This is a genomic window from Hymenobacter gelipurpurascens, from assembly GCF_900187375.1.
Taxonomy (GTDB): domain Bacteria; phylum Bacteroidota; class Bacteroidia; order Cytophagales; family Hymenobacteraceae; genus Hymenobacter; species Hymenobacter gelipurpurascens.
The window spans coordinates 1457273-1481593 of sequence record NZ_FYEW01000001.1; the positions used below are offsets into that span (position 1 = coordinate 1457273).

Below are 24321 nucleotides of genomic sequence, written 5' to 3' on the forward strand. Positions count from 1 at the left end.
CCATGAACACATTGCTGCTTCCAGCTCGCCTGCGGCCGCATTTCCAAACCGAACTGCGCAAGGCTCACGAGGCTTATGCTCGTCAGGATCTAACAGGTGCGTTTCACCATTTAGAACGCGCCCATATCCTGGGTCAGCGCTGGTCCATTTCGCATACTCAGGTGCACCTGCTGATGCTGGCGCATGGGTTGCGTACGCGTAACCTGCGCGAAATACTGGGTCAGTTGCCTCGCATCGTGTTCGGCTTCCTTGGTTCGCTGGTCGGCAGGGTGCCCACCGGGAATACCGGGGGCGCCAACGTGAAAGCCGAGCAACCGATGCCCGTTCCAGTGGACTTGCAACACTTATTGGATGGTGCAGGCTAGACTCGCTTCGCTGCATTCTGAACTCCGGACAGTCATTTGCTGGCGTCATCAACCCTTTGATTGAGGTGCCTGTGCTGATTGCTTTAGTGAATGTAGCCTTCTGGTTTCGTCGTCGCTGGTACGGGGGTAAGAGCTCGCCCTCCTAGACACCTAATAGACAACGCCAAAACATGCGCCTCCCTGATCGACGTGATAACCTGTTGTCACCGTTGATTAGGGAGGCGCACGTTTTCTACCACATGTGTTGGTTGCTACCCCTTGTCGAAAAGGAGCTATGACAAGGGTCAATAACAACTGCCCACACATTCAAGGTGTTCAATATTTGAGTGTGTGCGCACACATGAGTACTACCTCTCTTACCTGGGTGAGCGGTGTTCTCGTGCTCACAACAGATTCCTGGTTCCTAAGATCACTAGATAGCTATCTCCGTCATCCAGGCGGTTTCGGTGTGGTCGTTCGCATCTTGACCCTTGAGCAGATAGCGTTGGGTGCCACCTGCCTTGCGCACTATATGGCTAACTCCCTTCAGCCTACCCTGTCCTCTCCTACAGGCACGATACCCTCCAGTAATCGAGGAGCTCTGGTTGCAGTGCTACCAGTAACGCGCCAGATGCCACATCCCTGCGCAGTGTAAGAACCGGGCAGTGAAAAAACTATGGAAAAAAATAGGTGAGTCCCGAGTGCGCGAGAGTACCGGGTATACTACAAGACACCCCCCGGTGCTTCGAGGCAACCGACCCACCCCCTCCATGAGCTAACCTTCGCTCTTGAATGGGGGCTGCACAAGCAACGCGCTTCGGGTTCAAGCTTTCACATCGAGCTTTACTGTCGTGGATTCATATGCTGCTACGGCGCAGTAGCGTAAACCCACAATCAATGCGCGTAATAATGCGCTTGCGTTCAGTAGGTTAAGTGCAAACAATGGATTAAATTAGGTTACTACGATCCTTTGAGCGGCCGCCTAGAACCGTCCGTCTGGACGAGGGGCTTGTCCTTCCGCCGAGCTTACTGTGGCTCATTCCGTCCCGCCTCTCCCCTTCTATGCTGCTGGATAGCGCTGTTCGGCATAGACCTGATGGGGCAACCTAAGTACAACCCTCTATTCCCTAGTGCCATGCAACATTATTTTACCCGTTTCCTGCTGTTACTGCTGGCAGTATGCCTGTTGCAACCTTCATCGGCAGAGTTACTACGCTTCGAAACTGAAGCACAGAAGGCGAGCACTACACAAGTAGGCATAAGCGGCATCAGCGTTCCTTTAAAGTGGCTTGAGCCCGCGAAGACAACTGAGCACGTGTCTAGGCCTTCCGTACCAAGCAGCAATAGCTTCAGTTTACCGTTTGCATATGCCTATCCTGTAGCGGTTTCAACCGCCACAGGATCAGGAAACTTCGGCGGCGGCTCCAACGTGCCCGTGGGCGGTAATCCTAATTCAGTCCGCGTCGGTGACGTGGACGGGGACGGAGACTTGGATCTGCTCACCGCTAATGGCAACAGTGGATCAGTAAGCGTGCGGCTGAATGGCGGTATAGGTGGCTTCAGTGGTGGTTCCGACTTACCCATAATCGAATGTTTTTCAGTCTGCGTCGGGGATGTAGACGGGGACGGCGACCTGGACCTGCTTGCCCCTAGTTACAGTAGCAGTACAGTAAGTGTGCGGTTAAACGACGGCGTAGGCAGCTTCAGCGGCGGCTCCGACGTGCCCACAGGCAGGAGCCCTGCATCCGTTGCGGTCGGGGACGTGGACGGGGACGGCGACTTGGACTTGCTTACACCTAATACCAACGGCGGATCAGTAAGTGTGCGGCTGAACGACGGCGTAGGCGGCTTCAGTGGTGGCTCCGACGTGCCTGTGGGTAATAATCCTAGTTCTATTGTAGTCAGGGACTTGGACGGAGACGGCGACCTGGATCTGCTTACCGCTGATTACTCATACGATATAGTGAAAGTGCGACTGAATGACGGCAGTGGTAGCTTCAGCGGCGGTTCTAACGTGCCTATAAGCGGCGGTCCCATAAGTGTTGCGGTCGGCGACGTGGACATGGACGGGGACCTAGACTTCCTAACCGCCAATTACTTCAACAGAACGGTGAGCGTGCGGCTAAATGACGGCAGCGGCGGCTTCAGCGGAGGTTCTAACGTGCCTATGGCGAATTATGTACGTTCTGTTGCGGTCGGGGACGTGGACGGGGATGGCGACCTAGACCTGCTCGCCGCATTTGAAGGAAGCAATATGGTGAGTGTACAGCTGAACAACGGCAGCGGCGGCTTCAGGGAAGGCTCCTACGTGCCCGTGGGCACTTATCCTAGCTCAGTCTGCGTCGGGGACGTGGATGGGGACGGCGACCTGGACTTGCTCACTGCTAACACCGGCAGCGGATCGGTGAGCGTGCGGCTGAACCTGCCTCCTAATAATGCACCCGTGGCGAATGCGCAAAATGTAAGTACGGCCGAGGATGTGGCAAAGGACATTACCCTAAGCGGTACTGATGCTGACGGCAATGCGCTGACCTACAGCATCGATACTCCGCCTGTTCACGGCACGCTCAGTGGCACGGGGGCTACCCGTACCTACACGCCTAATACCAACTACAACGGATCGGATAGCTTCACATTCACTGTTAGCGATGGCATCCTGACGTCGGTTCCTGCTACCGTTTCTGTCACTATAACAGCCGTGAATGATGCCCCCGTGCTGGCAGGCGTTCCCGCCAGTGCCAGTATCCCTCGTCAGGTGCTCTACTCCTTTACGGCCTCGGCCACGGATGTGGAGGGAAGTGCTCTCATGTTTTCCCTGCAGGGAGCCCCTGCGGGCGCTTCTATTAACTCCACGACCGGCGCGCTCTCTTGGACGCCATCCGCCAGTCAGGCTGGTGCCTCTTACACTTTTGCTGTGCGGGTCACAGACGGGTCACTAACCGCCTCGCAGAATACTACCCTCACCGTGCTCAAGAGCGTGCCGGTTCCCTCTATCAACTCCTTTGCCCCCTCCTCCGGGCCGGTAGGGACAAGTGTGCTCTTAACGGGGGTTAACTTCGAAGGTACCAGTGGCGTGACCTTTAATGGCGTACGGGCAGCCTACAAAGTGCAGGATGCGACCAGTATCCTGACCATGGTCCCCCCCGGCGCTAAAACAGGTAAAATCACAGTGACTGCTCCCGGAGGTACGGCTACCAGCAAGGGCCAGTTTAAGGTAACAGCCGGCACTGCCCTGATGGCCACGCAAACGCAGTTGGCATATGGCGAAGTAGTCCAAGGGGAAATGGCCTTGCAGGCCAGCCCCAATCCGTTTCGGGATCGAATCTCACTACGGTTCTCTTTGGCTGAGGAGCAGGCCTACGAGTTGCGCGTCTATGATCTGCGGGGCGCGCTAGTGCAGGTGCTGCGGTCCGGTAGTAGCCCCGCAGGTCAGCTCCAGGAGGTGGAATGGGACGCCAGTACGTGTGCGGAGGGGCTGTACCTGATTCACCTGAACTCTGCTGGCAGGTCACAGAATCTGAAAGTCCTGCTAACCCGCTGAACGGATAACCCTATACAGTACATCCGATTTTACACGCAACTGTAAAAACCGGCACTGGAACGTAACTCAACTGCTACCCAGATCGCCCTGGCCGCTCTCGTGGTCGGGGCGTTTTGCTTTACCGCTTCGTATAAGCACCCGTTGCACGTGCTCGCGAGAGTGCCGGGTATACCACAAGACACCCCCGGTGCTTCGCGGCAACCGACCCACCCCCCACCTCATGCAGCCCGGCGTGTTGCCCGGCGATTTAAATCGTTCACGTTTAACTGCTGCAGAGTTATGACCCACCCCTTCACCCGGCCAGTCGCCGGCAGTGCCGCATGCACCTGCTCCTGCAGGGCAGCAGCGGATCCGGCAAGACCATGAGTGCCCTGCTGCTCGCTTACGGCCTTGCGGCCGGCGACTAGAGCAAGGTCGCCCTCATCGACAGCGAGCGCGGCTCCGCTCACCTCTACGCCGACCTGGGCGCCTACCAGGTCCTGCCGCTTACAGCACCGTTTACCCCGGAGCGCTACCTGGATGCGCTGGCCATCTGTGAGCAGGCGGGCATGCAGGTCATCATCCTGGACTCGATCACCCACTGCTGGGAGTACCTGCTCGACTACCACGCCAGCCTGCCGGGCAACTCGTTCACGGCCTGGAGCAAGGTCACCCCGCGCCATAACGCCTTCGTAGACCGGCTGCTGCGCTCCCCAGCCCACATCATCGCCACGGTGCGCTCCAAAACAGAGTATGCTCTCTCGGAGAAGAACGGCAAGCAGGTGCCCGAGTAGCTGGGCATGAAGAGCATCCAGCGTGACGGGCTGGACTACGAGTTCAGCCTCGTCTTTGAGCTCGACAGCAAGCATTATGCGGTGGCCACCAAGGACCGCACCCGCCTGTTTGCCGAGCAGCAGCCCTTCCGGCTCGGGGAAGGCACCGGACAGGCCCTGCTGGAATGGTGCGGTACCGGAAGTCCGGCTATTACACTGCTGGATGAGCAGGGCGTACGCCAGGCCATCCGGCAGGTGCGCACGCTGGATGAGCTGGTAACGCTCTACTATCACACCGCTCCCGAGCACTAGGCCTCACTCCGGGCCGAGTTCCAAGAGCAGAAACAACACCTGCAGTCTCTACTACAAGCACCCAGCAGCCTGGGGGCCGATCACCTCTACCTTCAACCCAACCCCACAAACACCCATGGAAACCTCGCTCATTCGGCTTAATGCCGCCCCCACACTGCTGCACGTACTACCCGAGGCCGACCCGCAAGAGTCGGCCTTTTCTGTGTCCTCTACTTCCCGCGCCTTCATCGAGGCCAACACCACCCCGACGAGCTTCTCCGAGATCCGGCGCGACCACATCATCCCCGTCTTCGTGAAGGACAACGAGCCGCTCATCAGCCAGGCCGACTTCATTCAGGTCACGGCCCAGGCCGTGCGCGACGTGTTTCGGGGCGAAGAGATCCTCACCCCGCAGATCCGGGTGTCGCACCCCATCAAGGGCCGCACCCCGGATGCCAAGGACAAGCCGGCCAAAGACCTGCAGGACTGGGAGCGCACGCTCTATTACGAGCGCATGATGTTCGCCATCGAGATCCCCACCATGTTCGATGAGATCGGTGGCAACCGGCTCACGCTCATCGTCGGCGGGGTGAAGGCCTACAACCTGGACAACCTCTACAATCGCAAGGGCGCGGTGGAACACTTCAAGCTGTTCGTGGGCTTCGAAAACAGGGTCTGTACGAACCTCTGCGTCCGAACTGACGGGCTACATGGACGACCTGCGCGTGAGCAGCGTGGAGCAGCTCCAAAAGGCCATTTACCAGCTGTTGCATGCGTATGACCACCACCAGCATCTGCGCCAGCTGCAGACGCTGACCGAGTACTCGATTACGGAGCAGCAGTTCGCCCAGCTCATCGGGCGCTGCCGCATGTATCAGTACCTGCCCGCTGCCGCCAAGCAACAGATTCCGGCGCTGCTCTACGGCGATCAGCAGCTGGCCAATGTCTGCAAGGACTACTACCGCGACCAGAGCTTCTGCCGCGAACCCAATGGGGACATCAACCTGTGGCGGCTCTACAATCTGTTCACGGGGGCCAACAAGTCCACCTACATCGACCAGTTCCTTGATCGGTCAGTCAATGCGCTGGACTTTACGCAACAGGTTCAATATGCGCTTGAGGGTACGAGTAATAATTGGTACTTGAGCTAACCTTCGATTCTACAAGGAGGAAAATGGAATCCCGTCCGGCAGGAAGAGTGCCGGGCGGGATTCTGTGCTTTCCCTGCTGCAGGGTGCGACCACACGCTTGCCCATGACATCGCGGTGGGTTGGATAGTCCTTTCAAACGGGCCGCTCCGTACTGTCCTCTGGTTGATTCACCGAAACGACGGGGTGTCTGCCCCGGTTGGTCCGCTAGTAGGTAATTTCCCCAACGAAGGACGCCGTACCCGCCGGGTTGTTGAAGTCGAGCACATCGGTTCCATAAATGTTGCCCGTAGCCCCTGTAAATCGGCCGGTTCCGCCGGTGATGGTGAAGTTGACCTGGACCGTGAACGTAGTAGCCGTTAGTGGCACGAGGACGATATCCAAGGTTCCCACCAATTGGTCGCCGTTGGCAGCCGTAATGGTGCGCGTGCCAGTACCCGATAGCGCATTGATATCCAGGATGGGGAAGTCCTCAAAGGTCGATTTACCCAGGTGGGACATCTGCCCGGTCCCATTCACGACGGCTCCTCCTGGAGCCGAGGGTAGCGGAGAGGCCAGGGTGGCAAATGTTCCTTGCACGCTCACTGTGTGCTTGGCCTCTTTCAGGCGGGCGTCAGCGGTGGTTTCGCGCGCGGTGAGCTCCGCAGGGCTTCCTTCGGTAAGGTCAACTTTTTCGCACCCCGCTAAGGATAGCAGCACGATAGGCAGGACGATCAACAGCTTTTTCATTGGAGAAGGGGGTAAAACGTGAAGGAGGAATGACGGGCAGAGCGTGCCCCCGGTCGCGGCTTGTCTCGTAACCGGTCAATTTTCAAAATCGTAGGTGGTGTTCACGCCCTTCACGCCAATGGTGTAGTTGTCCATGTAGCCGATGAAGTTGTTAGCAAAGGTAGGCCCGCCCAATCCCACGCGAATGCCGCCCAGCCCGTTGGGCAGGTTTTGGATGGTGGCGTTGGGGTACAGGCGCAGGTAGTCAGCGAGCGTAAAGAGCTTGCCTTTGTGGTCGGGGTCGTTCAGAATCGAGAGCGCGTCGCTGGTCATGTCTACGAGCCACCAACCGCCGTGCAACGCGTCCCAGGTTTGCCAGGTATTGATCTTACTCGACCATTGGTCCAGGGCACCCGGCACGAGAAACTTCCCGGTTTGGTACCACGGCGCAAAGTTGATCACATCATCGGGCAGGCCATCGCCGTTGATGTCCACGTGGAGCACCAGGAACGGGGTGTCCACCACGGTATCTCTCCGTTCTACGTACGTGGAGTAGGTGAGCTTGGTGATGTCGGATAATAAGGTGCCCGCGTACTTCGTATTCCGGACCCGGGCGAACGAAAAGCTGTGGTTGTGGTTGGGTGCCGTGGTGTAGCGCACGCTGCCGGTGCCCGCTAGAGGCGTCGCCGGGCCGGCGACTAAGTCCGCCGAGGCAGGGGGAGTGCCCATCACGTGCTTGACCCACCCCTTCATATCCGCCGGGGTCACGACCACGACGGTGGTGGTCTCTTCGGGGAGCGGGTCATCTGAATCATTATCCTTGTCACAGGAAATCAGGAGAGCACCAGCGGCCAGCAGCAGGGTAGAAAGCAGCGAGCGCCAAGCCGCGGTAGCGAGCAGACGGGTCTTGGGGGCAGAGCCTATTATTACGTGCCGCGGGGCAGCAATGCCGCAGAGGAAGGCATGTGGGCGAGCGAGCGCCCGGGCGTGGAGGGGGTAGTCAGCAGCCATGAGGTGGAATGGAAGAGTGGGTGGAAAAAACAAGTCCCATCGGCAGCGCAGCCGCTTCTACCAAAAGGACCGTGTAGTATGCCCCTGCGGTCGACACCGACCGGCAAACGAAGCCGGGGTAGGGACGGGCTACGCAGCCTACCTTTGCGCTACCAGTTCGCTGACAGGAGCAAAAGGTCAGGTGGACGTAGGGTGGAGTTGACGAACTGCTGTGGCGGCCACCCTTATTTCCTGTGGCTGGTCGAATCAGGCACTAGATGTGGGAAAAGGCGACTCTCTGAGCCCGGAAACTGCTTCGGCGCTGGTACCAGCTGCTCTAACAGTGCATGGTGTGAAAGCTCCGTCCAAGACGAGAGCACTAGGGGTCTGCTTTGTGTATAGGCACCGTGCCGGATGCGGCACCTGCATTACGAATGAAGAAACTGCACAATCCGTCAAAGGCACCACCCCACTTTATGGGGACCTGCCACGCGTTCCTTCCGTGGCCCTACCGGCTGTCCATGAGGGCAAGAACGGGACACGCCGTTGCCCACCCGCACACTGTATCCTCTCTTAAGATACTGGTTATAAGTAACTTTAGCAAGAAATAATATAACTTTATCGATCACAGGTGTCATCGGTGTGCAGAGAGACCTTAGCGCCGCTTGGGAGCGATCTGCTTTCAGCGGTGCCTGATCCGGTGCCGTGCGTAGTAGATCCCGGAAGGATCGGCATCATTATATGGCGACCCACGACAAGGGCTTCCCGCTGACCCGGGACCTGTTCGCGTACGCCGTACACGCCAACCTGAATACCTGCTGGCCGTGGCACTGCTGAACTACCCTCTTTGTCAGAAACCCGTCCCGGCAGCCTACCAGTTGAACAGGTTTCTGGGTTGGGTAGCAAGCGAGTGAACAACACTTTGCCTATTGGTTTACCCAACCCGACTCGGAGCTATCCTGTTGTGAACGCATGGAGCAGTAAACCTTTCCACTCACAGGGTGGAAGATGTCGTGTGGGATGCACGAGCGATCCAGTATCTTGCTCCCCTTCCTTCGGTAACCGCCGCTCTTATCTCTACTCCATACTCCCTGACCCACCTCCTATACCCGTGAATTACAGCGAAACAGACTCTCTCATCTCCTTCCTGCGAACCGCTCGCTGGCCGGTGTTTACCAAGCGGCAGCCCACCTTTTTCAGCATTGCGGGAATCAGCGGCAAGGAGTTGCCCCTGAGCAACACCTACAGCTTCTTCTTCAGGTCGGAAGCAGACCACGGCCTGGGGGCACTCTTCACCTTGGCTCTACTCGATGTGGTTCGCCGCAAATCGCCGGGTACGGAGCTCCCAGTACTTGACGGACCAGTGCGGGTATCGCGGGAGCATTCCATGGACGAAGGCCAGTGGCTTGACCTGCTCGTGCACAACGGCACTTCTGATTCCTCTCTGCATGGGGCGAGTTTCGCCATCCTGATCGAGAATAAAGTGAATCACTGGTTGCACAACGACCTGGATAACTACTGGAACAGCGTACGGGGGCCGGCTTGCAAGATGGGCATCGTCCTCGGTAAGAACCCCGAGCAGCCAGATGCACCGTGGCTGTTTATCTCACACCCGGAATTGGCGCAAGCCGTCGAAGCCCGCCTCGGGGCAGTACTTAGCCAGGCGCACACCCGATACCTTCCTCTCCTGCTTCACCTGCTGGAATACCTTAAACAGATGACCGATTCAAACCACGACAACTTCGCCCTGGCGTTCAACTTTGCCCATCGTCACCGTGCTGAATTGGCGCTGGCGCAGAACGTGATCAACCAATTTAACGACAAGGGGTTAGCCAACGTCATTGTGGAAGCTTGGGGGCCAGAGTACAAGCAGCAGGGCGTGTTTGAAGACCGCGTGGATATTATGCATGTGCAGCGCAATGATGTGCGCTACATTGTGTTCTATGGGCACATGCTGGAATTGGACAAGGAATCCACCTATGGAATCACCTTATATGCCGGTGGGGCAGAGCGGAAGGCCGTCGCCAACTGGTTTACCTACCTGAGTGGGCAACAGGCTGCCATAGACGCTGGCCTCAGCCGGTTGGACTGGTTTGACAAGAGCTACAAGGAACTGGTCATCGGAAAAAAATACACCTTCACGGGCAGCTCTCTGGAGGAGTTCCGCCAGGAAGTGCGCGAAGCATTGGAGCGTGACTGGAAACCCTTGGAACCAGCTTGGTTAACCAAATCTATCTCTGCGGTCAGCGCTGAGGCTACGGTACTACCCGTCGTTAGCAGCTTGGACGAACTGAGCTAAGCGACGGGACCCCACCACGCAGGGCGATTAATTGGTCGGCCCCGTGTCTACCTTAGATTCCACGGCAGCCTGCACGGTTGTCGATACGGCCGAGAGCAGGTCCAGTCCGGTGGACGCTTCAATGGCATCCACACTAACTCGGTATTGTCCCCAGTTGGTGTTGATGCCATTGTCGTTGGGGGTATCGACCGCGATCACGCGAGTGCTCGTGGTAACGCGGCTCGCATCGTTGTCTCCCACGGGAAGAATGACCACGACCTTCCAGCAGCGGGCAGGCACCGTTACGCGGCCATTGTCGAGTGTTTGCGTCACCCCACCATTGGAGCCGGTGCCACCCTTGCCGTAGCTGCCACAGATAATGTAGAGCTCCTGGCCGCTGTCCAGCAGCGAACGCGAGTAGTCCTCCAGGTTGGCCCAGGTCTGCTGGTTGTTGCGCGGCGCCTGGGGCATCATGTTGGTCATCAGAAAGGTGGCCGAGTTGTCGGCCTCCGTGCGGGTGCGGTCGGCAGAAGGGCAATTATGCCCCCGGTCAAAACCCGAGCCGGTATAGCTGCTGGCCTGTACCTGGTACCAGCCTGCGGGCAGCGTTGCGTCCGCCTTAAAGTCATCCTGACGCCCCGCCGAACCCCGCCACGAAGCGTCCAGGTGCCAGCTCACCCAGTTCGGGATGCCCCGGTCGCGGTGGTAGGACAAGGCGTACTGGGGTTTGCTGAGCAAGTAATTAGTGGGCTGATCCGGGTCAGCGGTGGCCCCGCTCGGGTTGCCCAAGGTCAGGTGCTCCGGAAGCGCTTGCGACGCCGGGGTAGGCTCCTCGGAACTCGAACAGGCCGTCGTGCATACGCTAGCACTCGCGGCTAAGAGGACGAGGCATGATCGGGTAAAAGGTCTCATGTAAGGGTGCGAGGGTGGAAAAGCAGGGCAAATTACACCATTCCAAACGGGGTGCAGGATGAATTGACCTGTCCGAGAGGTAAAACTTATGTGAACTGAAACGAGGGTATTTTGCAGTTAAACAGTGCTAAATATCCGTTTAATGGTGGAGTAAATCCACTGCTTGGTATACCTTCACGGCATGGAAATTCCTGCTGCGTACCAGTCGCTACGTACCCATCTACAGGCCCGGGTACCTCTTTCCGACGACGATTTTGCCGTTTTCCAACAGTATCTACGCCTCCAGACGCTGAATAAGCGAGAACACCTGCTTCAAACTGGCGAGCCCTGCACCCACCTGGCCTTTGTGACTCAGGGCTGCCTGCGCAGCTACTCACTTAATACGCAAGGGCAGGAGCACACCCTGCAGTTTGCGCCAGAAGATTGGTGGGTGTCGGATATGTACAGCCTGCTGACGCAGCAGCCTAGCACGATGAACATCGACGCGCTGGAAGACTCGCAAGTGTTGCTGCTGGCCCAGGCCGACATGGAAACCATCTACGCGCACTTCCCGGTTTTCGAGCGCTATTTCCGCCTCCTGATGCAAAGCCGTTTTGTGGCCCTACAGGAGCGGGTCAACGCCTCGCTGAGCCAAACGGCTAGTGAGAAGTATCAGCACTTTCTGCGCAAGTACCCCGGCATTGCTCAGCGCGTGCCCCAGCATTTCATTGCCTCTTATCTGGGCATAACGCCGGAATCGCTGAGTCGGGTGCGCCGGCAGCTGTAATCAGGAGGGGCGGCCCCTAGGAAATAAGTCAGCGGGCGGGCCGGTGCGTTCTTATCCTAGGATAATGCACAGGGGCCGCCGGCGGGGGACTTTTGTCTTACTCTTTCACCTCGAAAGAACAGACATCCCCTAGACCATGAAAAAGCTCCTGCTGCCTCTCGCCCTGTTTGCCGTTTCGCTGACTGCCGCCGCCCAGAAAACCACGACAAAGCCCGCCACTAAGTCTAGCGACTCGGTAGCCCAGCACCTAAAAACATTCGATGAGCTGGACTACGACGTGTTCAGCAACGCGAAGTGGGACCGCCTGCACGAAAGCCACGGTCAGGACATCCTGGTGCATTGGCCTGACGGCCACACCACCACCGGCATCGAGCAGCACATCACGGACCTGAAGGCCATGTTCGTGTATGCCCCCGATACTCAGATCAAGCAGCACCCCTTCAAGCTGGGCCAGGGTAACTTAACGTCCGTATCGGGCATAATGAACGGCACCTTCACCAAGCCCATGCCCACCGGCGACGGCAAGTTCATCCAACCCACGGGCAGAAAGTTCAGCTTGCCCATGTCCACTGTCGGCGTGTGGAAAGACGGCGTGATGGTGGAGGAATACCTCTACTGGGACAACCAATCCTTCATGAAGCAGCTCGGCCTAGCTCAGTAAACCAGCTAGTTGCCGCCGCTGCGCCTGCCCTCACCTGCTACCTCCCTGCTGTTATGAACACTACTTTGCTTTCGTATTCTTCGCTGCCCGCCGAACGCATCGGCGTGCACCCGCCGATGGAGCTGCCGTCGGTTATTCGCCTGGGTACCGTGCATCTGGCAGTCGCCAGCCTGGCCCGCTCGCTGGAGTTTTACCAGCGCGTGCTCGGGTTTGCGCTGCTTAGCCAGTCAACGGCTGTCGAAGGTCAGGCTGCCGTAGCGGAGCTGGGCGTGGCCGGTACTTCCCAGGTGCTGGTTCGCCTGTCCGAGCAGCCCGGGGCCAATCCCATTCCGCGCCGGGGCCGCCTGGGCATCTACCACCTAGCCGTGCTGCTGCCTTCCCGCGCCGATTTGGGTTGCTTTCTAAAGCACGTGCATTCCCTGGGGGTCTACGTGGGCTCCTCCGACCACAACTACAGCGAAGCCACCTACCTGACCGACCCCGACGGCTTTACCATTGAGGTATACCGCGACCGGCCCCGCAGCGAATGGCAGGTGAGCGAAGAAGGCGAAATCCAGTCGGCCCTCGACCCGCTCGACGAGGCCGGGGTGCTGCAAGCGGCCGGCAAAACCCACTGGCAGGGCCTGCCGGTGGGCACTACCATCGGGCACCTACACTTTTACATCGGCAGCCTGGCCGAGGCAGCGGCCTTTTACCACACGGCTTTGGGCTTCGATATCGAAACCTGGAGCTTGTCGGGGGCCCTGTTTGTGGGCGCGGGCGGCTACCACCACCATTTGGGTTTGAACGTGTGGGCCGCCGGCTCGCCCGTGGCCACGGAGGCCGATGCCCGCCTGCTGTGCTGGGAGCTGTGGCTGCCTGATGCCGATTCCCGCGATGCGGCCGCGGCCCGCCTGCAAGCCGCCGGTTACGCGGTGGATTCTACTCCCGAAGGTCCTATTGCCACCGACCCGTGGGGCATCCGCGTGCTACTGGGGGCTGAGACTTCTTCCCCGCAATGAGTTGTCGGCCCTGGCTGTGGCTGACCTTCCTTCTTCCGCTTTTTCTGACTACTTCCATGACTGTTGCCACTTCCGCGCAGCCCCCGCTGCTGACTGATTTGCCCCTGTCCTACCGCCCGGTGAACCCGGCTCAGGCCACGGGCGCCAAACGCCTGCTGCTCCTCCTGCACGGGGTAGGCGGCAATGAGCTGAACCTACTTTCCGTAGGCGAGCAGCTGGCCGACGCCCATACGCTGGTGCTCTCGGTACGCGCTCCGCTGGTCTTTGGCCCCCTGGGATTCGGCTTTTACCAGGTTGATTTCTCGTCGGGCAAGCCCGTCTTCAACCAGGCCCAGCAGCTCGACGGGCAGCGCTTGCTGCTCTCCTTTATCCAGGAGGCCTCGACCCGGTACGGTATTCCGGCCGGGCAGGTGTATCTACTGGGATTCAGCCAGGGCGCCATCATGGCCTACGATGTGGCCCTGACCCACCCGGCGCAGGTGCGCGGCGTGCTGGCCTTTAGTGGACGCCTGCTGGTGGAATCGCGCCAGCACCATGCCTCGGCCGCCGACGTGCAACAGGTGCAGTTTTTCCTCAGCCACGGCCGCTACGATGATAAGCTGCCCGCTTTCTACGCCGATGAGGCGGTCACCTTCCTGAAAACGCTGGGCATCATCCCCCGTTACGAAGCCTTCGAGGGCGGACACGAAATATCGGCTAGCGGCCTGGCCGCTGCCCACCAGTGGCTGACGCAACAGCCTTAATGGACCGTCAGCATCTCAAGCAATAACGCACTTCAAGTCAACAAATTTTCACTCAACAAACCATGAAAAATCTCCTGTTCCCCCTCTTGTTGGCCGCCACCGTACTATCGGCGCCCGCACAAGCCGCTAAGGGCCCGGTTGCTCGGAAACCCGCTGCCGCCGTCATCGCCAATGAACCCTACAAAGTACAGCCGCAGCTGAGCTCACTCGGCTGGACGGGCAAGAAGATTGGTGGCCAGCACTCCGGTACCATCAGCCTCAAAGAAGGCATCGTGCTGGTGAAAGGCAGCCAGATTGTAGGCGGCACGATCGTGGCCGACATGACCTCGCTGAAGAACACGGACCTGACGGATGCCGACTACAACGCCAAGCTGGTCGGCCACCTGAAATCGGAGGATTTCTTCGGCGTGGAAAAGAACCCCACGGCCACCTTCGTTATCACCAGCATCAAGCCGCTCAAGGGCGATGCCGCCGGCAACAACGCCATCATTACTGGTAACCTGACCATCAAGGGCAAGACCAATCCCTTGAGCTTCCCCGCTAAAGTCGGCGTGAAAAACGGCGTGGCTGCAGCCTCGGGCACGGCCACCATCGACCGCACGAAATACGGGGTTACGTTTGGCTCGACCCTGTTCGGCACCGCGGCCGACAAAGCCGTAGAGGACAACTTCTCGCTAAGCTTCAACGTGATTGCCAAAAGCAAGGGCGTAGCGACGCGCTAAGCAAGTAGGCCGCCCCGGCATCCTCCTTCCATAGGAAAACCGGGGCGGCCTCTGCCTTTGCCCCCTGCTCACTGCTCGCGGGCGGCAAACTCGGACGGCCGCTGGCCCACGAGCTTGTAAAAAGTGTTGCTGAAGGACGAAAGGCTGTTGTAGCCCACGGCGTAGGCTACTTCGCTGATCGTTTGCTTGGTTTCCAGCATCAGGGCCATCGCGGCCATGATGCGCCGCAGCTTCAGGTACTGCCCAAAGGAAATGCTCAGGCACTGCTGAAACAGGCGCGACAGGCTGCGCGGGCTGAAACCGAACTGCCGGGCCAGGGTGCTGAGCTCCACCAGCTCGCCGATGTGCTCGTAGATGTGGCGCAGCACCGGTACCAGGCGCGGGTCTTCCGTGGTGGGCAAGGCCAGCGGCAGCGGGTGATGGCTGATGTGGGGCAGCACCATCTTCAGGTTCAGCAGAAACAGGTAGGGCTCGTACTGTTCAGGTCCCCGGTGCCCATACCAGCTTTCCGTGTAGCGCAGCATTTCGTAGAGCAGGTCCGTGACCGGGTAGATGCCCAGGGTACCAAAGAATGGGTGTTCCCCGTCGCGGGCTTCGGCAAAGCACAGGCCAGTGATCACGTGCTGGTTTGAATGAAAAAGGACGCGGTGCGTAAGCCGGGGCGGAATCAGCACGTAGTGGCGGGCCGGCAGAAAGTACGTCTTGGTTGGCGTGATGAGGTAAGCCACGCCCTGGCGCACGTAGAGCAGCTGCGTTTTCTGGTGCTGATGCAGCGGATAGTTTTCCTCGCTGTGCTGCTGCAGCACAAACATCGTTTCAGGGCGGCTGTCGATAGTATCTAGTTCAACCAGAAATTCGTCGGTCGTAAGCATGGGCTGGCAAGTTTGAACAAATCTATGGCTTGTTTGCAAAAGTCGGCCGTGCGTAGAGCCGGTACCTTTGACTTCAGTAACTACTCGCGCGCCAGGCTGGTGAAGGGCATCCCGCAAAGGCGCCTATAGCCCATCCAGCGGCGCCTTTCGGAACACTAATTTCACACCCAAATCCTAATTCCCATGAAGATTACTGCTGCAGTCGTTAAAGAGAAAGGGGGCTCGTTTCTGCTCGAAGAAATGGAGCTGGACCAGCCTCAACCCCAGGAAGTGCTCGTGCGCATTGTGGCCACCGGCATCTGCCACACCGATATGGTGATTCGCAACCAGCAGATGCCCGCGCCCCTGCCAATGGTATTGGGCCACGAGGGCGCCGGTGTGGTCGAAGCCGTGGGCAACGAAGTAACCGAGGTAGCCGTGGGTGACCACGTGGTGCTCACCTTCGGCTACTGCGGCAAGTGCAGCAGCTGTCGGGAGGGCTTCCCTACCTACTGTGAGCACATGCTGGAGCATAACTTCGCCGGCAGCCGCCCCGATGGCAGCCACCGCATTCACCAGCACAGCACGCCCGACTTGCACGACAGCTTCTTCTCGCAGTCGTCGTTTGCCACCTACGCCGTGGCCCACGAAAACAACACCATCAAGGTGCCCAAGGACGTACCGCTGGAGTTGCTCGGGCCGCTAGGCTGCGGCATCCAGACCGGCGCCGGCGCCATTCTTAATAGCCTGAACGTGCCCTCCGGGGCCAGCATTGCCGTCTTCGGTACCGGAGCCGTGGGGCTGTCGGCCATCATGGCCTCGCGCGTGGCCGGGGCCACGACCATCATTGCCGTCGACATCAACGACGAGCGCCTGGCCCTGGCCCTGGAGCTGGGTGCCACGCACACGATCAACAGCAAGACGGGCAACGTGGTGGAGCAGATTCAGCAGCTCACCGGCCCGGGTACTCACTTCGCCTTCGACACCACGGGGCGCCCGGAAGTTATCCGCACGGCCGTGCAGGGGCTACGCACCCACGGCGTGTGCGGGCTGGTAGGCGTAACGGCCCCCGACAAGGAGTTGAGCTTCGGGCCCAACGACATCATGGTGGCCGGCCGGACAGTGAAGGGCATTCTGCAGGGCGACTCGGTACCCAGCATCTTCATTCCGCGTCTGATTGCCCTCTACCAGCAGGGGCAGTTTCCCTTCGACAAGCTGGTGAAGTTCTACGAGTTCGATCAGATAAACCAGGCCGCCGAAGACTCCGAGAAGGGCGTTACCATCAAGCCGGTGCTGCGCATCGGTAAGGTGTAAAGCAACTGCTACATCTCCTGTGCCTAGCACGTAAGCGCCCGTCTTCTTAGGAAGGCGGGCGTTTTGTTAGGGAAGCGATTCGGGCTGTCGCTAGGTCAGGTGGCTTTCCTTTCCAAGTACCCCCTTTTCCAGGAATGGGGCCCCTAGAGTGTTACTCCCTTTATGAAAGTTAAATACCTGCTTGTTTTAGGCGGCAGCGCCTTATTGGTCTGGTTTATCCTGGATGCGCTCAGCCAACCCAGCCCCCAGGATTTGCCGGGCGAGTTTCAGGAAGTGGCCATGTTCCGCAATGAGAACAATACCGGGCCCGTCGTGCGCATTTACGCGGTAACCGTAGCCGATACCAGCCGCTGGCAGGAAATGCAGCAGTACGGGGCCCTCATGCCGCACACCAAGTACGGCACCACCAAGGTGTTCTTCTTTGCCAAAAGCCGGCCCTTTCCGACCCGCCTTCAGCTGTCCAAGCCGCATTTTGCGCCCGCCCTCAATGGGTACTGCCTAGCGTCCTACGAGAAAGATGTGATGAGCAAGGTCACCTTCCAGAAACACCCGCTCCACTAGCCAGCCTTGCTTGCGCTAGAGTTTAACAGACCACACCATTTGATGGAAAACAACCAAAAAACGACGGGCCAAGTCTCTTCTAAAGACGGCACGTCGATTGGCTACACCCGCCTGGGTAGCGGCCCGGCTCTTGTCGTAACCCACGGATCCTTCGATTCCCAGCAGGGCTGTCCTTTGCGCAGCTGTTGGCGGCTACGCACACCGTGTACGTGTACGACCGTCGGGGAAGGGGCCAGAGCCCCGATGTGGGGAAGCCCTACTCGTTTCAGTACGAGCTGGATGACCTGGCCGCGATGGTGGCCCTGGCAGGGCCGGGTACGGCCTTGCTCGGACACAGCTTCGGGGGTGGCCTGGTACTGGCCTACACTATCCGCGAAGGGTTCACGGGCCGCATTATACTGTATGAGCCCATCAATTCTATTCTGCGCCAGCTCAGCGGAGGACATTATGCCCACTTGCAAGCCCTCGTTGACCAGGGCCAGCTCGATGAAGCAACGGCTTTCGGAATGGAGAAGGTAGTTGGGTTGCCGGCAGCCCAGGTGGCGCAGGCCCGGCAAAGCCGAGGGTGGTTTCAGTCGGTAGAGCGAGTCACCGCCTTCGCCCGGGAAGTGGCCGGCTTGGATGCGCTTGCCCCCAGCGAAGCAGAAACCGACGCCATCCGGGTGCGGGCCTTCGTTTTGCTCGGCACGTCTACGGCCCTGGTTCCTATCCGGGTGGCGACGGCGGGAGTAGCCGCACGGGTACGCGGGCTCACCCTCTATCCGATTATCAACCAAGGGCATTTTGCCCACTTTGAAAACCCCGAGCAGCTACGTCAACTGGTTGTGCGCTGTCTTACAGAAGCTTAATAAACATGCCTTTTCATTTTACAGGCGGGGTATCTAAGGACGCCTGTGAGATCGGGCGTTGAGTAGCAAACTGAAGTGTCTTAGGGAGAGCGGCACTGAAAAAAGCAGTGACAGGCACGTTGGCTGGTTTGAACAATATTCTGACTAATATGATAAAATGAGCCGAGTAGAAGGGCGGTAATTTTGTGCTGTTACAAAAAGCTCATCATGAACGGTTCAAGGTGGCTGCGGCTAGGTGTCGTAGCTTTTTTACTTTCAGTCACTTACCCACTCGCTGCGCAAACGGCCAGTCATCCTGCTGAGCCCCTTACCCTGGAGCAGGCCTGGGCGCTGGCCACCGCGCACAACAAAGAAGTGCTGATGCAACGCCGGCAGGTAGCGCTCAGCGCCGAGTTGGTGAAGGACCGGCAGAATGAGCACCTGCCCCACGTGACCACCAGCGGCAGCTACGCCTACCTGGGCGGGCTAATTGCCTACGAGCCCTACGCCGGGCTGCACAACCCCGAGCAGAAAGCCGTGCCGCCCAGCCCCCACGCCTACCACGTCGGCCTCGAAGCCGACTGGGAAGTATACACCGGCGGCCGCATCAACAACCAGATTGCTACCCAGACCGTCAATGAGGGGCTGGAAACCGAGCGCCTGGCCCTGACGGCCAGCGACGTGCGCCTGCGCGTAGCCACGGCCTATCTCGACGTGCAGCGCAACCGCGAGTACCAAGCCCTGACGGCCAACAACGTCAAGGAGTCGGAGCGGCGGCTGACGCAGATCCGGTCGTTGTTCAAGAATGGAGTAGTGCTGCGCTCCGACCTGCTGCGGGCGGAGTTGCAGCTTTCGCGGCAACAGCTGCTCCTAACCGAAATCGGTAACACGCTCACGCTTACCAACCAGCGCCTGAACCTGCTGCTGGGCACCTCCGAAGACCAGGTAAACCAGCTGGCCCCGGTTAACCCGACCCCGGCGGTGCTGGATACGACCTACGCCGACTACCTCGGCCAGGCGCAGGCTAACGCCCCTGAGCTGCGGGTGGCCGGGCTGCAAACCCGCCTGAGCGAGCTGCGGCTGCAGGCCACTCAGGTGAGCAAGCGCCCGCAAGTGGGTCTGTTCACGGGCTACGCCTACACCTACCCCAACCGGCTGGTGTTTCCCAACGTGTCGCAGATATATGGCGTGGGCGAAGTCGGCGTGCGGGTTTCCTACAACATCACTGCCCGCTGGCTGGACCGCCACGCCGAGAAGGCCGCCGAAATCGGCATAGAGCGCCAGCGCATCGGCCAGGAGAGGGTGCTGGACGACAAGCGCCAGGAAGTGAAAACGGCCTACGTGCGCTACCAAGAAACCCAGGAGCGCCTGCGCATTGCGGAGCAGAGCATTGGGCAGGCCGCCGAAAATTACCGCATCGTCAGCCACACCTACTTCAACCAGCTGGCCCTGCTCACCGACTTGCTGGACGCGGATAATCAGCTCCTGCAGGCCCGCTTTGACCTGGTGACCGCCCAAACGCTGGCGGGTACCTACTACTATCAACTGCAAAAAGCCATCGGCCACCTATAAGTCATGATCCAGCCGACGACCTCGCCGCAACATCCCGCGCAGCGCACCGACCGCCTGGTGGCGCGCATCACCTCTACCCTCGCCGGCTTGCTGGTGCTGGTCCTGCTCATCTGGGCCGGCCGCATCGGGTGGTCGATGCTGCACTACGAAAGCACCGACGATGCTCAGGTGGAAGAATACATCAACCCCATTAACAGCAAGGTCAGCGGCTACATCCGCCAGATTCACTACCAGGAAAATCAGGCGGTGAAGGCCGGCGACACGTTGGTGGTACTCGACGACCGCGACTTCGAGCTGCCCGTGGCCGAAGCCGAAGCGGCCCTGGCCAATGCCCAGGCCCAGCTGCTGAACCTGGCCCGCACCGTGCAAACCTCGCAGCGTAGCTCGCAGGTGAGTCAAAGCCAGATTGGGGCGGCCAAGGCCCGGCTCGTGCAGCAGGAGCAGGACTTTGCCCGCTACCACCAGCTGCTGGCCGACGAAGCCGTGACCCGCCAGCAGTTCGAGCGGGTGCAGTCGGCCCTCGACGTGGCCCGCTCCGACTACCAGGCGCTGGCTGGCGGCTACCAGACTGCCCTCTCGCGTGTAAATGAAAGTCAGGGCCAGCGGGCCGTGCTGCAAGCCGAAATCCGGCGGCGCCAAGCGCTGCTGCGTAAAGCCCGGCTGGACCTCTCCTATACCATCGTGACGGCCCCGTACGCCGGCGTGATGGGCCGCCAGACCATTCAGGAAGGTCAGCTGATGCAGGCCGGGCAGCCGCTGGCCTACATTGTAAACCGCCAGGCAGGCAAGTGGATAACGGCCAACTTCAAGGAAACTCAGCTGCCCCGCCTGCACGTGGGGCAGCCCGTGCGCATCATCACCGATGCCTACCCCGACCAAGTGTTTGCGGGCCGCATCGAGTCGCTGTCGCCGGCCACGGGGGCGCGGTTTTCGCTCTTGCCGCCCGACAACGCCACCGGCAACTTCATCAAGGTGATTCAGCGCCTACCCATCCGCATTCATCTCACCGATCAGCCGGCGAAAATCGCCCAACTCGCGGCCGGCATGAATGCCACCGTGACGGTGGCCAAGTAACCCTGCCGCCTGATGAAACAAGCTGAGCCGCTGCCTCTTTTCAAGGCGTGGGTACCCGAGTGGGCCATTCGGGCCGTGCTATTTTGGGCGCTGCTGCCGCCGTTTCTGCTGCTGGGCCTCTACGCTGGCAGTGGGGCCGAGGTGGCCGCCTACTACGGCGTGGAGCCGGCCGACGTGCAGTTCTCCATCCTGCTGTTCTACGCGGGCCTGGTGGCCTTTCTGCCTTTCGACCCGCACCTGGGCAGTTACCTGCGTCTGCGCAATTATCTACTCGTGAGCGTTGTGCTGCTGGCGGGATTAGTGGGCCTGGCCGGCTGGGTGCGCGATTTTCGTCTGCTGCTGGTACTGCGCTTTTTGCAGGGCACGGTGGCCTGCACTATCGTCACGCCGCTGCTGACGCTGATTTTTTCGCGCCTGCACACTACCCGGGCGCGAGCCATGGGCTACGCCGTGTTTTACGGGGGGCTGCTGGCCTCGGCGCCGCTGGGCACCATGCTGAGCTGGACGGTGCTTGACCGCTACCCCGTGCCGGCGCTGTTTCACGCGTTTCTGCTGCTGGCCGTGCCCGGCGCGCTGCTGCTGCTGCTCATTCTGAACGGGGTGCGCACCCGGCGTCGGCTGCCGCTCACCCAGCTGGAGTGGCCCAGCTGGGTGCTGCTGGCCACGATGCTGCTGGGCATGGCCTACCTGGCTTCGTATGGCCAGCTGCGGTACTGGCTGGAAAGCCCGGAAGCCTGGCTGGCGCTGGGGCTCTCCGTGGTGGGCGGCGGGGCCTTCGGGTGGCGCCAATGGCATCTGAAGCGGCCCTATATTCACCTGGGGGTGTTTCGCTACCGCACCTTTTGCGTAGGGCTGGTCCTGTTCATGGCGTTCTACTTTTTCCGGGGCACCACCAACATCTCGGCCTCTTATTTCACCGGGGTGCTGCACGTCAATGCTCATCAGATGGTGGAGCTGCAAGCCGCTACGCTGGTGGGCATTGTGCTGGGCGTGAGCGTCGTGGTGCGCTTCGTGCTGCTAGGCACGCCCCTGCGCCGGCTGCTGGTGGTCGGCTTCGCCCTGCTGCTGGCCCACCACGTCTGGATGTATCTACTCTTCGGCCCGGCCCAGGGGCTGGCCGTTTTTCGGCTACCCCTGCTGCTGCAAGGGGTGGCCGTGGGCTTTGTATTGGTGCCGCTGGCCTTGTTTACCATGGGCGGGCTGCCGCCGCAGTTGGCCTCGGCAGGCACCTTCGCGGCGGTGGCCTTTCGCAACCTGGGCTTCGTGGGCTCGCTGGCTGTTACCAGCGTGCTGCAGCCGTATTGGCGCACGGCCCAGCTCGACCGGTTCCGAGCCGATTTGCTGCCCGGCACTAGCCTTGTGGCCGCCCGCATGCAGGTCCTGCAGCACACCCTGCAAGGCCGGGGGCTAGACGTGGAAACAGGCCAGCGCGGCGCGGCCAGCCTGCTCTCCCGCACCCTCGAAACGCAAACCCTGCTGCGCTACTGCCTCAACTACTTCGGCTTGGTCAGCCTGGGCATCACGGCCCTGCTTGTGGTGCTGCTGGTGCTGCCGCCGCTACACTGGCAGGCCGTCACGTTCCGGCAGCGGCCCTTGTAAGGTAGCCTGGCATGGGCTTTTCATTGCTTTTCTCACTTTCTGCTTCGGCGGCTCCGCCACCCCTCGTATTATGTCCCAACATAAAGAAGTCAAGCTCGTTACCACCCACCAGCTGCAGGCTATGAAGCAGCGGGGCGAGAAAATCTCCATGCTCACGGCCTATGATTGCTCCATGGCCAGGATTCTGGATGGGGCCGGCACCGACGTGCTGCTCGTCGGCGACTCGGCCGCCAATGTCATGGCGGGCCATGAAACCACGCTGCCTATCACCCTGGACCAGATGATTTACCACGCCCAAAGCGTGGTGCGGGGCACCCGGCGGGCCTTCGTGGCCGTGGATTTACCTTTCGGCTCCTACCAGGGCAATAGCAGCGAGGCCCTGCGCTCGGCCGTGCGCGTTATGAAGGAAAGCGGGGCCCACGGCCTGAAGCTGGAGGGTGGGGCCGAAATCAAGGACAGCATCACGCGCATTCTGGCGGCCGGCATTCCGGTGATGGGCCACCTCGGCCTCACGCCCCAAAGCATTTACAAGTTTGGCACCTACACCGTGCGCGCTAAGGAAGCCGCCGAGGCACAGAAGCTGCTGGAAGATGCCCAACTGCTGCAGGAGCTGGGCTGCTTTGCCGTAGTGCTGGAAAAGATTCCGGCGGTGCTCGCCCGGCAGGTAGCCGAGCAGCTCACGATTCCGGTTATCGGCATCGGTGCCGGGCCCCACATGGATGGGCAGGTACTCGTCGTGCACGACGTGCTGGGCATCACCCAGGAATTCAAGCCCCGCTTCCTGCGCCGCTACGCCGAGCTGGGCGACCTGATGCACCAGGCCGTCACACAGTACGTGAGCGATGTGAAAAGCCGCGCCTTTCCTACGGAAGCGGAAGGCTACTAAAGCCATAATTCAGCTTGTAGTGTCTAGTGCATAACACGTTCCGCAAAGGCCCGCTGGACTCGGCTTAAACTAGTTTAAGCCTATTTCTTACGATAGTTCATCGGCCCGGCCGCGCCCGGTGGGGGACCTTTGTCCTGTTCAATACCCCCATCTTTCAACAACCGATAATGAAGACTTCCCTGTTTGCTGCCGCTCTTTTCCTTTCCCTGACCTCCCTGCAAAGCAAAGCCATGACCCTGTCAGGCGAGCGGCCCGTTTCCGTAACCGTTGCCGACAACGACAAAGCCGCCATTGAGAAAGTCATCACGGCCTACCGCGATGCCCTGAAGGAAGCCAACGCCAGCAGGGTGGTGGCCCTCTACACCAAAGACGCCGTGCTCATGCCGCCAGGCGCCCCTACCGCCGTGGGCCAGGAGCAGGTGAAAGCCACGTACGAGTATGTGTTCAGCGCCATAAAGCTGGACATCAATTTCAGCATTGACGACATCGTGGTAAACGGCAACAGTGCCATCGTGCGCTCCACCTCCAAAGGCACTGCCGTGGTAAATGCCAATGGCCAGTCGGCCCCGGAAGAGAACCGCGAGCTGTTTGTCTTCCAGAAGGTAGGCGGCCAGTGGAAGATTGCCCGCTACATGTACAACAAAACGAAGTAAGCGCTACACTGCCCGCCCGCTTCGGGGGTGCCCCCAATACGAAACGTCGACTTGCCCGTAATGGGAGGTGACGCTTTGTGTTGGGGGCTGACTTTTTCCCTGGTGCTGCAACTTGTGCCGCCGAGCT

Annotated in this window: 24 protein-coding genes; 20 read left to right on the forward strand and 4 right to left on the reverse strand. The window is 59.9% G+C overall.

The features are described 5' to 3' along the window. The first annotated feature begins 2 nt into the window (after window positions 1–2). The 6 genes from CFT68_RS06210 to CFT68_RS22260 all read left to right on the forward strand — a co-directional run bounded on the left by CFT68_RS06210 (window position 3) and on the right by CFT68_RS22260 (window position 6079). A complete protein-coding gene (locus CFT68_RS06210) occupies window positions 3–365 on the forward strand; it encodes a DUF3703 domain-containing protein (protein ID WP_088842523.1) in 363 nt (120 codons plus the stop codon). Between the two features lie 1114 nt (window positions 366–1479). Further along, the gene (locus CFT68_RS06215) at window positions 1480–3885 is read left to right on the forward strand and encodes an FG-GAP-like repeat-containing protein (protein WP_245815290.1); all 2406 of its coding nucleotides are present in this window, start codon (window positions 1480–1482) and stop codon (window positions 3883–3885) included. 422 nt (window positions 3886–4307) lie between these two features. Next, on the forward strand, window positions 4308–4658 hold the full coding sequence (locus CFT68_RS21920; protein ID WP_212590399.1) for an AAA family ATPase: 351 nt from the start codon (window positions 4308–4310) through the stop codon (window positions 4656–4658). Between the two features lie 6 nt (window positions 4659–4664). Beyond that, a complete protein-coding gene (locus CFT68_RS21925) occupies window positions 4665–4949 on the forward strand; it encodes a hypothetical protein (RefSeq protein WP_212590366.1) in 285 nt (94 codons plus the stop codon). Window positions 4950–5064: 115 nt separating this feature from the next. Beyond that, window positions 5065–5709 carry a DUF3871 family protein gene (locus tag CFT68_RS22255; RefSeq protein WP_262490706.1) on the forward strand — a complete coding sequence of 215 codons (645 nt, stop codon included), beginning with the start codon at window positions 5065–5067 and terminating at the stop codon, window positions 5707–5709. Continuing rightward, window positions 5639–6079 (forward strand): DUF3871 family protein, encoded by a 441-nt coding sequence (locus CFT68_RS22260; RefSeq protein WP_262490707.1) that lies wholly within the window; start codon window positions 5639–5641, stop codon window positions 6077–6079. Before CFT68_RS22255 ends, CFT68_RS22260 begins: the two co-directional genes overlap by 71 nt. 204 nt (window positions 6080–6283) lie before the next feature. Here the strand turns inward: CFT68_RS22260 and CFT68_RS06230 are convergent, their stop codons facing one another. Both CFT68_RS06230 and CFT68_RS06235 read right to left on the reverse strand, forming a co-directional pair. After that, window positions 6284–6805, reverse strand: a complete 522-nt coding sequence (locus tag CFT68_RS06230; RefSeq protein WP_088842525.1) for a hypothetical protein — start codon at window positions 6803–6805, stop codon at window positions 6284–6286. 75 nt (window positions 6806–6880) lie between these two features. Next, window positions 6881–7795 carry a hypothetical protein gene (locus CFT68_RS06235; protein ID WP_088842526.1) on the reverse strand — a complete coding sequence of 305 codons (915 nt, stop codon included), beginning with the start codon at window positions 7793–7795 and terminating at the stop codon, window positions 6881–6883. A 1090-nt stretch (window positions 7796–8885) separates the two neighbouring features. Between CFT68_RS06235 and CFT68_RS06240 the strand changes: the two genes are divergently transcribed. After that, on the forward strand, window positions 8886–10073 hold the full coding sequence (locus CFT68_RS06240; protein WP_170934713.1) for a PD-(D/E)XK nuclease family protein: 1188 nt from the start codon (window positions 8886–8888) through the stop codon (window positions 10071–10073). A gap of 27 nt (window positions 10074–10100) precedes the next feature. Here CFT68_RS06240 and CFT68_RS06245 read toward each other — a convergent pair whose 3' ends face one another. Next, entirely contained in the window at window positions 10101–10841 is a 741-nt protein-coding gene (locus tag CFT68_RS06245) for a DNA/RNA non-specific endonuclease (RefSeq protein ID WP_245815291.1), read from the reverse strand. Between the two features lie 304 nt (window positions 10842–11145). Here CFT68_RS06245 and CFT68_RS06250 point away from each other — a divergent pair, with 304 nt between their 5' ends. The 5 genes from CFT68_RS06250 (at window position 11146) to CFT68_RS06270 (ending at window position 14857) form a co-directional block, all read left to right on the forward strand. Next, window positions 11146–11730 (forward strand): Crp/Fnr family transcriptional regulator, encoded by a 585-nt coding sequence (locus tag CFT68_RS06250; RefSeq protein WP_245815292.1) that lies wholly within the window; start codon window positions 11146–11148, stop codon window positions 11728–11730. A 136-nt stretch (window positions 11731–11866) separates the two neighbouring features. Then, entirely contained in the window at window positions 11867–12391 is a 525-nt protein-coding gene (locus CFT68_RS06255) for an ester cyclase (RefSeq protein ID WP_088842529.1), read from the forward strand. A gap of 53 nt (window positions 12392–12444) precedes the next feature. Then, window positions 12445–13392 (forward strand): VOC family protein, encoded by a 948-nt coding sequence (locus CFT68_RS06260; protein WP_088842530.1) that lies wholly within the window; start codon window positions 12445–12447, stop codon window positions 13390–13392. Between the two features lie 56 nt (window positions 13393–13448). Beyond that, window positions 13449–14135 carry an alpha/beta hydrolase gene (locus CFT68_RS06265; RefSeq protein ID WP_170934714.1) on the forward strand — a complete coding sequence of 229 codons (687 nt, stop codon included), beginning with the start codon at window positions 13449–13451 and terminating at the stop codon, window positions 14133–14135. Window positions 14136–14197: 62 nt separating this feature from the next. After that, window positions 14198–14857, forward strand: a complete 660-nt coding sequence (locus CFT68_RS06270; RefSeq protein ID WP_088842532.1) for a YceI family protein — start codon at window positions 14198–14200, stop codon at window positions 14855–14857. A gap of 68 nt (window positions 14858–14925) precedes the next feature. Here CFT68_RS06270 and CFT68_RS06275 read toward each other — a convergent pair whose 3' ends face one another. Beyond that, the gene (locus tag CFT68_RS06275; RefSeq protein ID WP_088842533.1) at window positions 14926–15729 is read right to left on the reverse strand and encodes a helix-turn-helix domain-containing protein; all 804 of its coding nucleotides are present in this window, start codon (window positions 15727–15729) and stop codon (window positions 14926–14928) included. 183 nt (window positions 15730–15912) lie between these two features. Between CFT68_RS06275 and CFT68_RS06280 the strand changes: the two genes are divergently transcribed. From CFT68_RS06280 to CFT68_RS06315, 8 genes are all read left to right on the forward strand, one after another. Next, the gene (locus tag CFT68_RS06280; RefSeq protein WP_088842534.1) at window positions 15913–17022 is read left to right on the forward strand and encodes an NAD(P)-dependent alcohol dehydrogenase; all 1110 of its coding nucleotides are present in this window, start codon (window positions 15913–15915) and stop codon (window positions 17020–17022) included. 162 nt (window positions 17023–17184) lie between these two features. Beyond that, entirely contained in the window at window positions 17185–17583 is a 399-nt protein-coding gene (locus CFT68_RS06285; protein ID WP_088842535.1) for a hypothetical protein, read from the forward strand. A gap of 182 nt (window positions 17584–17765) precedes the next feature. Continuing rightward, on the forward strand, window positions 17766–18431 hold the full coding sequence (locus CFT68_RS06290) for an alpha/beta fold hydrolase (protein ID WP_262490711.1): 666 nt from the start codon (window positions 17766–17768) through the stop codon (window positions 18429–18431). Window positions 18432–18638: 207 nt separating this feature from the next. Next, window positions 18639–19982 (forward strand): TolC family protein, encoded by a 1344-nt coding sequence (locus tag CFT68_RS06295; RefSeq protein ID WP_088842537.1) that lies wholly within the window; start codon window positions 18639–18641, stop codon window positions 19980–19982. A gap of 3 nt (window positions 19983–19985) precedes the next feature. Then, on the forward strand, window positions 19986–21056 hold the full coding sequence (locus tag CFT68_RS06300) for an HlyD family secretion protein (RefSeq protein ID WP_088842538.1): 1071 nt from the start codon (window positions 19986–19988) through the stop codon (window positions 21054–21056). 12 nt (window positions 21057–21068) lie between these two features. Beyond that, window positions 21069–22655, forward strand: coding sequence for an MFS transporter (locus CFT68_RS06305; protein WP_088842539.1), 1587 nt, complete (start codon window positions 21069–21071; stop codon window positions 22653–22655). 70 nt (window positions 22656–22725) lie between these two features. Next, window positions 22726–23541, forward strand: coding sequence for a 3-methyl-2-oxobutanoate hydroxymethyltransferase (gene panB / locus CFT68_RS06310; RefSeq protein WP_088842540.1), 816 nt, complete (start codon window positions 22726–22728; stop codon window positions 23539–23541). Window positions 23542–23708: 167 nt separating this feature from the next. Next, on the forward strand, window positions 23709–24194 hold the full coding sequence (locus CFT68_RS06315; protein WP_088842541.1) for a YybH family protein: 486 nt from the start codon (window positions 23709–23711) through the stop codon (window positions 24192–24194). Window positions 24195–24321 lie beyond the last annotated feature (127 nt).

Bases quoted from the DNA above. Each gene is read 5' to 3' on its own strand.
- CFT68_RS06250 (WP_245815292.1), top strand. From the start codon at position 11,146: ATGGAAATTCCTGCTGCGTACCAGTCGCTACGTACCCATCTACAGGCC.
- CFT68_RS06235 (WP_088842526.1), bottom strand. From the start codon at position 7,795: ATGGCTGCTGACTACCCCCTCCACGCCCGGGCGCTCGCTCGCCCACAT.
- CFT68_RS21925 (WP_212590366.1), top strand. From the start codon at position 4,665: ATGAAGAGCATCCAGCGTGACGGGCTGGACTACGAGTTCAGCCTCGTC.
- CFT68_RS06270 (WP_088842532.1), top strand. From the start codon at position 14,198: ATGAAAAATCTCCTGTTCCCCCTCTTGTTGGCCGCCACCGTACTATCG.
- CFT68_RS06300 (WP_088842538.1), top strand. From the start codon at position 19,986: ATGATCCAGCCGACGACCTCGCCGCAACATCCCGCGCAGCGCACCGAC.
- CFT68_RS06275 (WP_088842533.1), bottom strand. From the start codon at position 15,729: ATGCTTACGACCGACGAATTTCTGGTTGAACTAGATACTATCGACAGC.
- CFT68_RS06315 (WP_088842541.1), top strand. From the start codon at position 23,709: ATGAAGACTTCCCTGTTTGCTGCCGCTCTTTTCCTTTCCCTGACCTCC.
- CFT68_RS06295 (WP_088842537.1), top strand. From the start codon at position 18,639: ATGAACGGTTCAAGGTGGCTGCGGCTAGGTGTCGTAGCTTTTTTACTT.
- CFT68_RS06280 (WP_088842534.1), top strand. From the start codon at position 15,913: ATGAAGATTACTGCTGCAGTCGTTAAAGAGAAAGGGGGCTCGTTTCTG.
- CFT68_RS06215 (WP_245815290.1), top strand. From the start codon at position 1,480: ATGCAACATTATTTTACCCGTTTCCTGCTGTTACTGCTGGCAGTATGC.
- panB (WP_088842540.1), top strand. From the start codon at position 22,726: ATGTCCCAACATAAAGAAGTCAAGCTCGTTACCACCCACCAGCTGCAG.
- CFT68_RS06265 (WP_170934714.1), top strand. From the start codon at position 13,449: ATGACTGTTGCCACTTCCGCGCAGCCCCCGCTGCTGACTGATTTGCCC.
- CFT68_RS22255 (WP_262490706.1), top strand. From the start codon at position 5,065: ATGGAAACCTCGCTCATTCGGCTTAATGCCGCCCCCACACTGCTGCAC.
- CFT68_RS06305 (WP_088842539.1), top strand. From the start codon at position 21,069: ATGAAACAAGCTGAGCCGCTGCCTCTTTTCAAGGCGTGGGTACCCGAG.
- CFT68_RS06255 (WP_088842529.1), top strand. From the start codon at position 11,867: ATGAAAAAGCTCCTGCTGCCTCTCGCCCTGTTTGCCGTTTCGCTGACT.
- CFT68_RS06210 (WP_088842523.1), top strand. From the start codon at position 3: ATGAACACATTGCTGCTTCCAGCTCGCCTGCGGCCGCATTTCCAAACC.
- CFT68_RS06230 (WP_088842525.1), bottom strand. From the start codon at position 6,805: ATGAAAAAGCTGTTGATCGTCCTGCCTATCGTGCTGCTATCCTTAGCG.
- CFT68_RS06285 (WP_088842535.1), top strand. From the start codon at position 17,185: ATGAAAGTTAAATACCTGCTTGTTTTAGGCGGCAGCGCCTTATTGGTC.
- CFT68_RS06260 (WP_088842530.1), top strand. From the start codon at position 12,445: ATGAACACTACTTTGCTTTCGTATTCTTCGCTGCCCGCCGAACGCATC.
- CFT68_RS22260 (WP_262490707.1), top strand. From the start codon at position 5,639: ATGGACGACCTGCGCGTGAGCAGCGTGGAGCAGCTCCAAAAGGCCATT.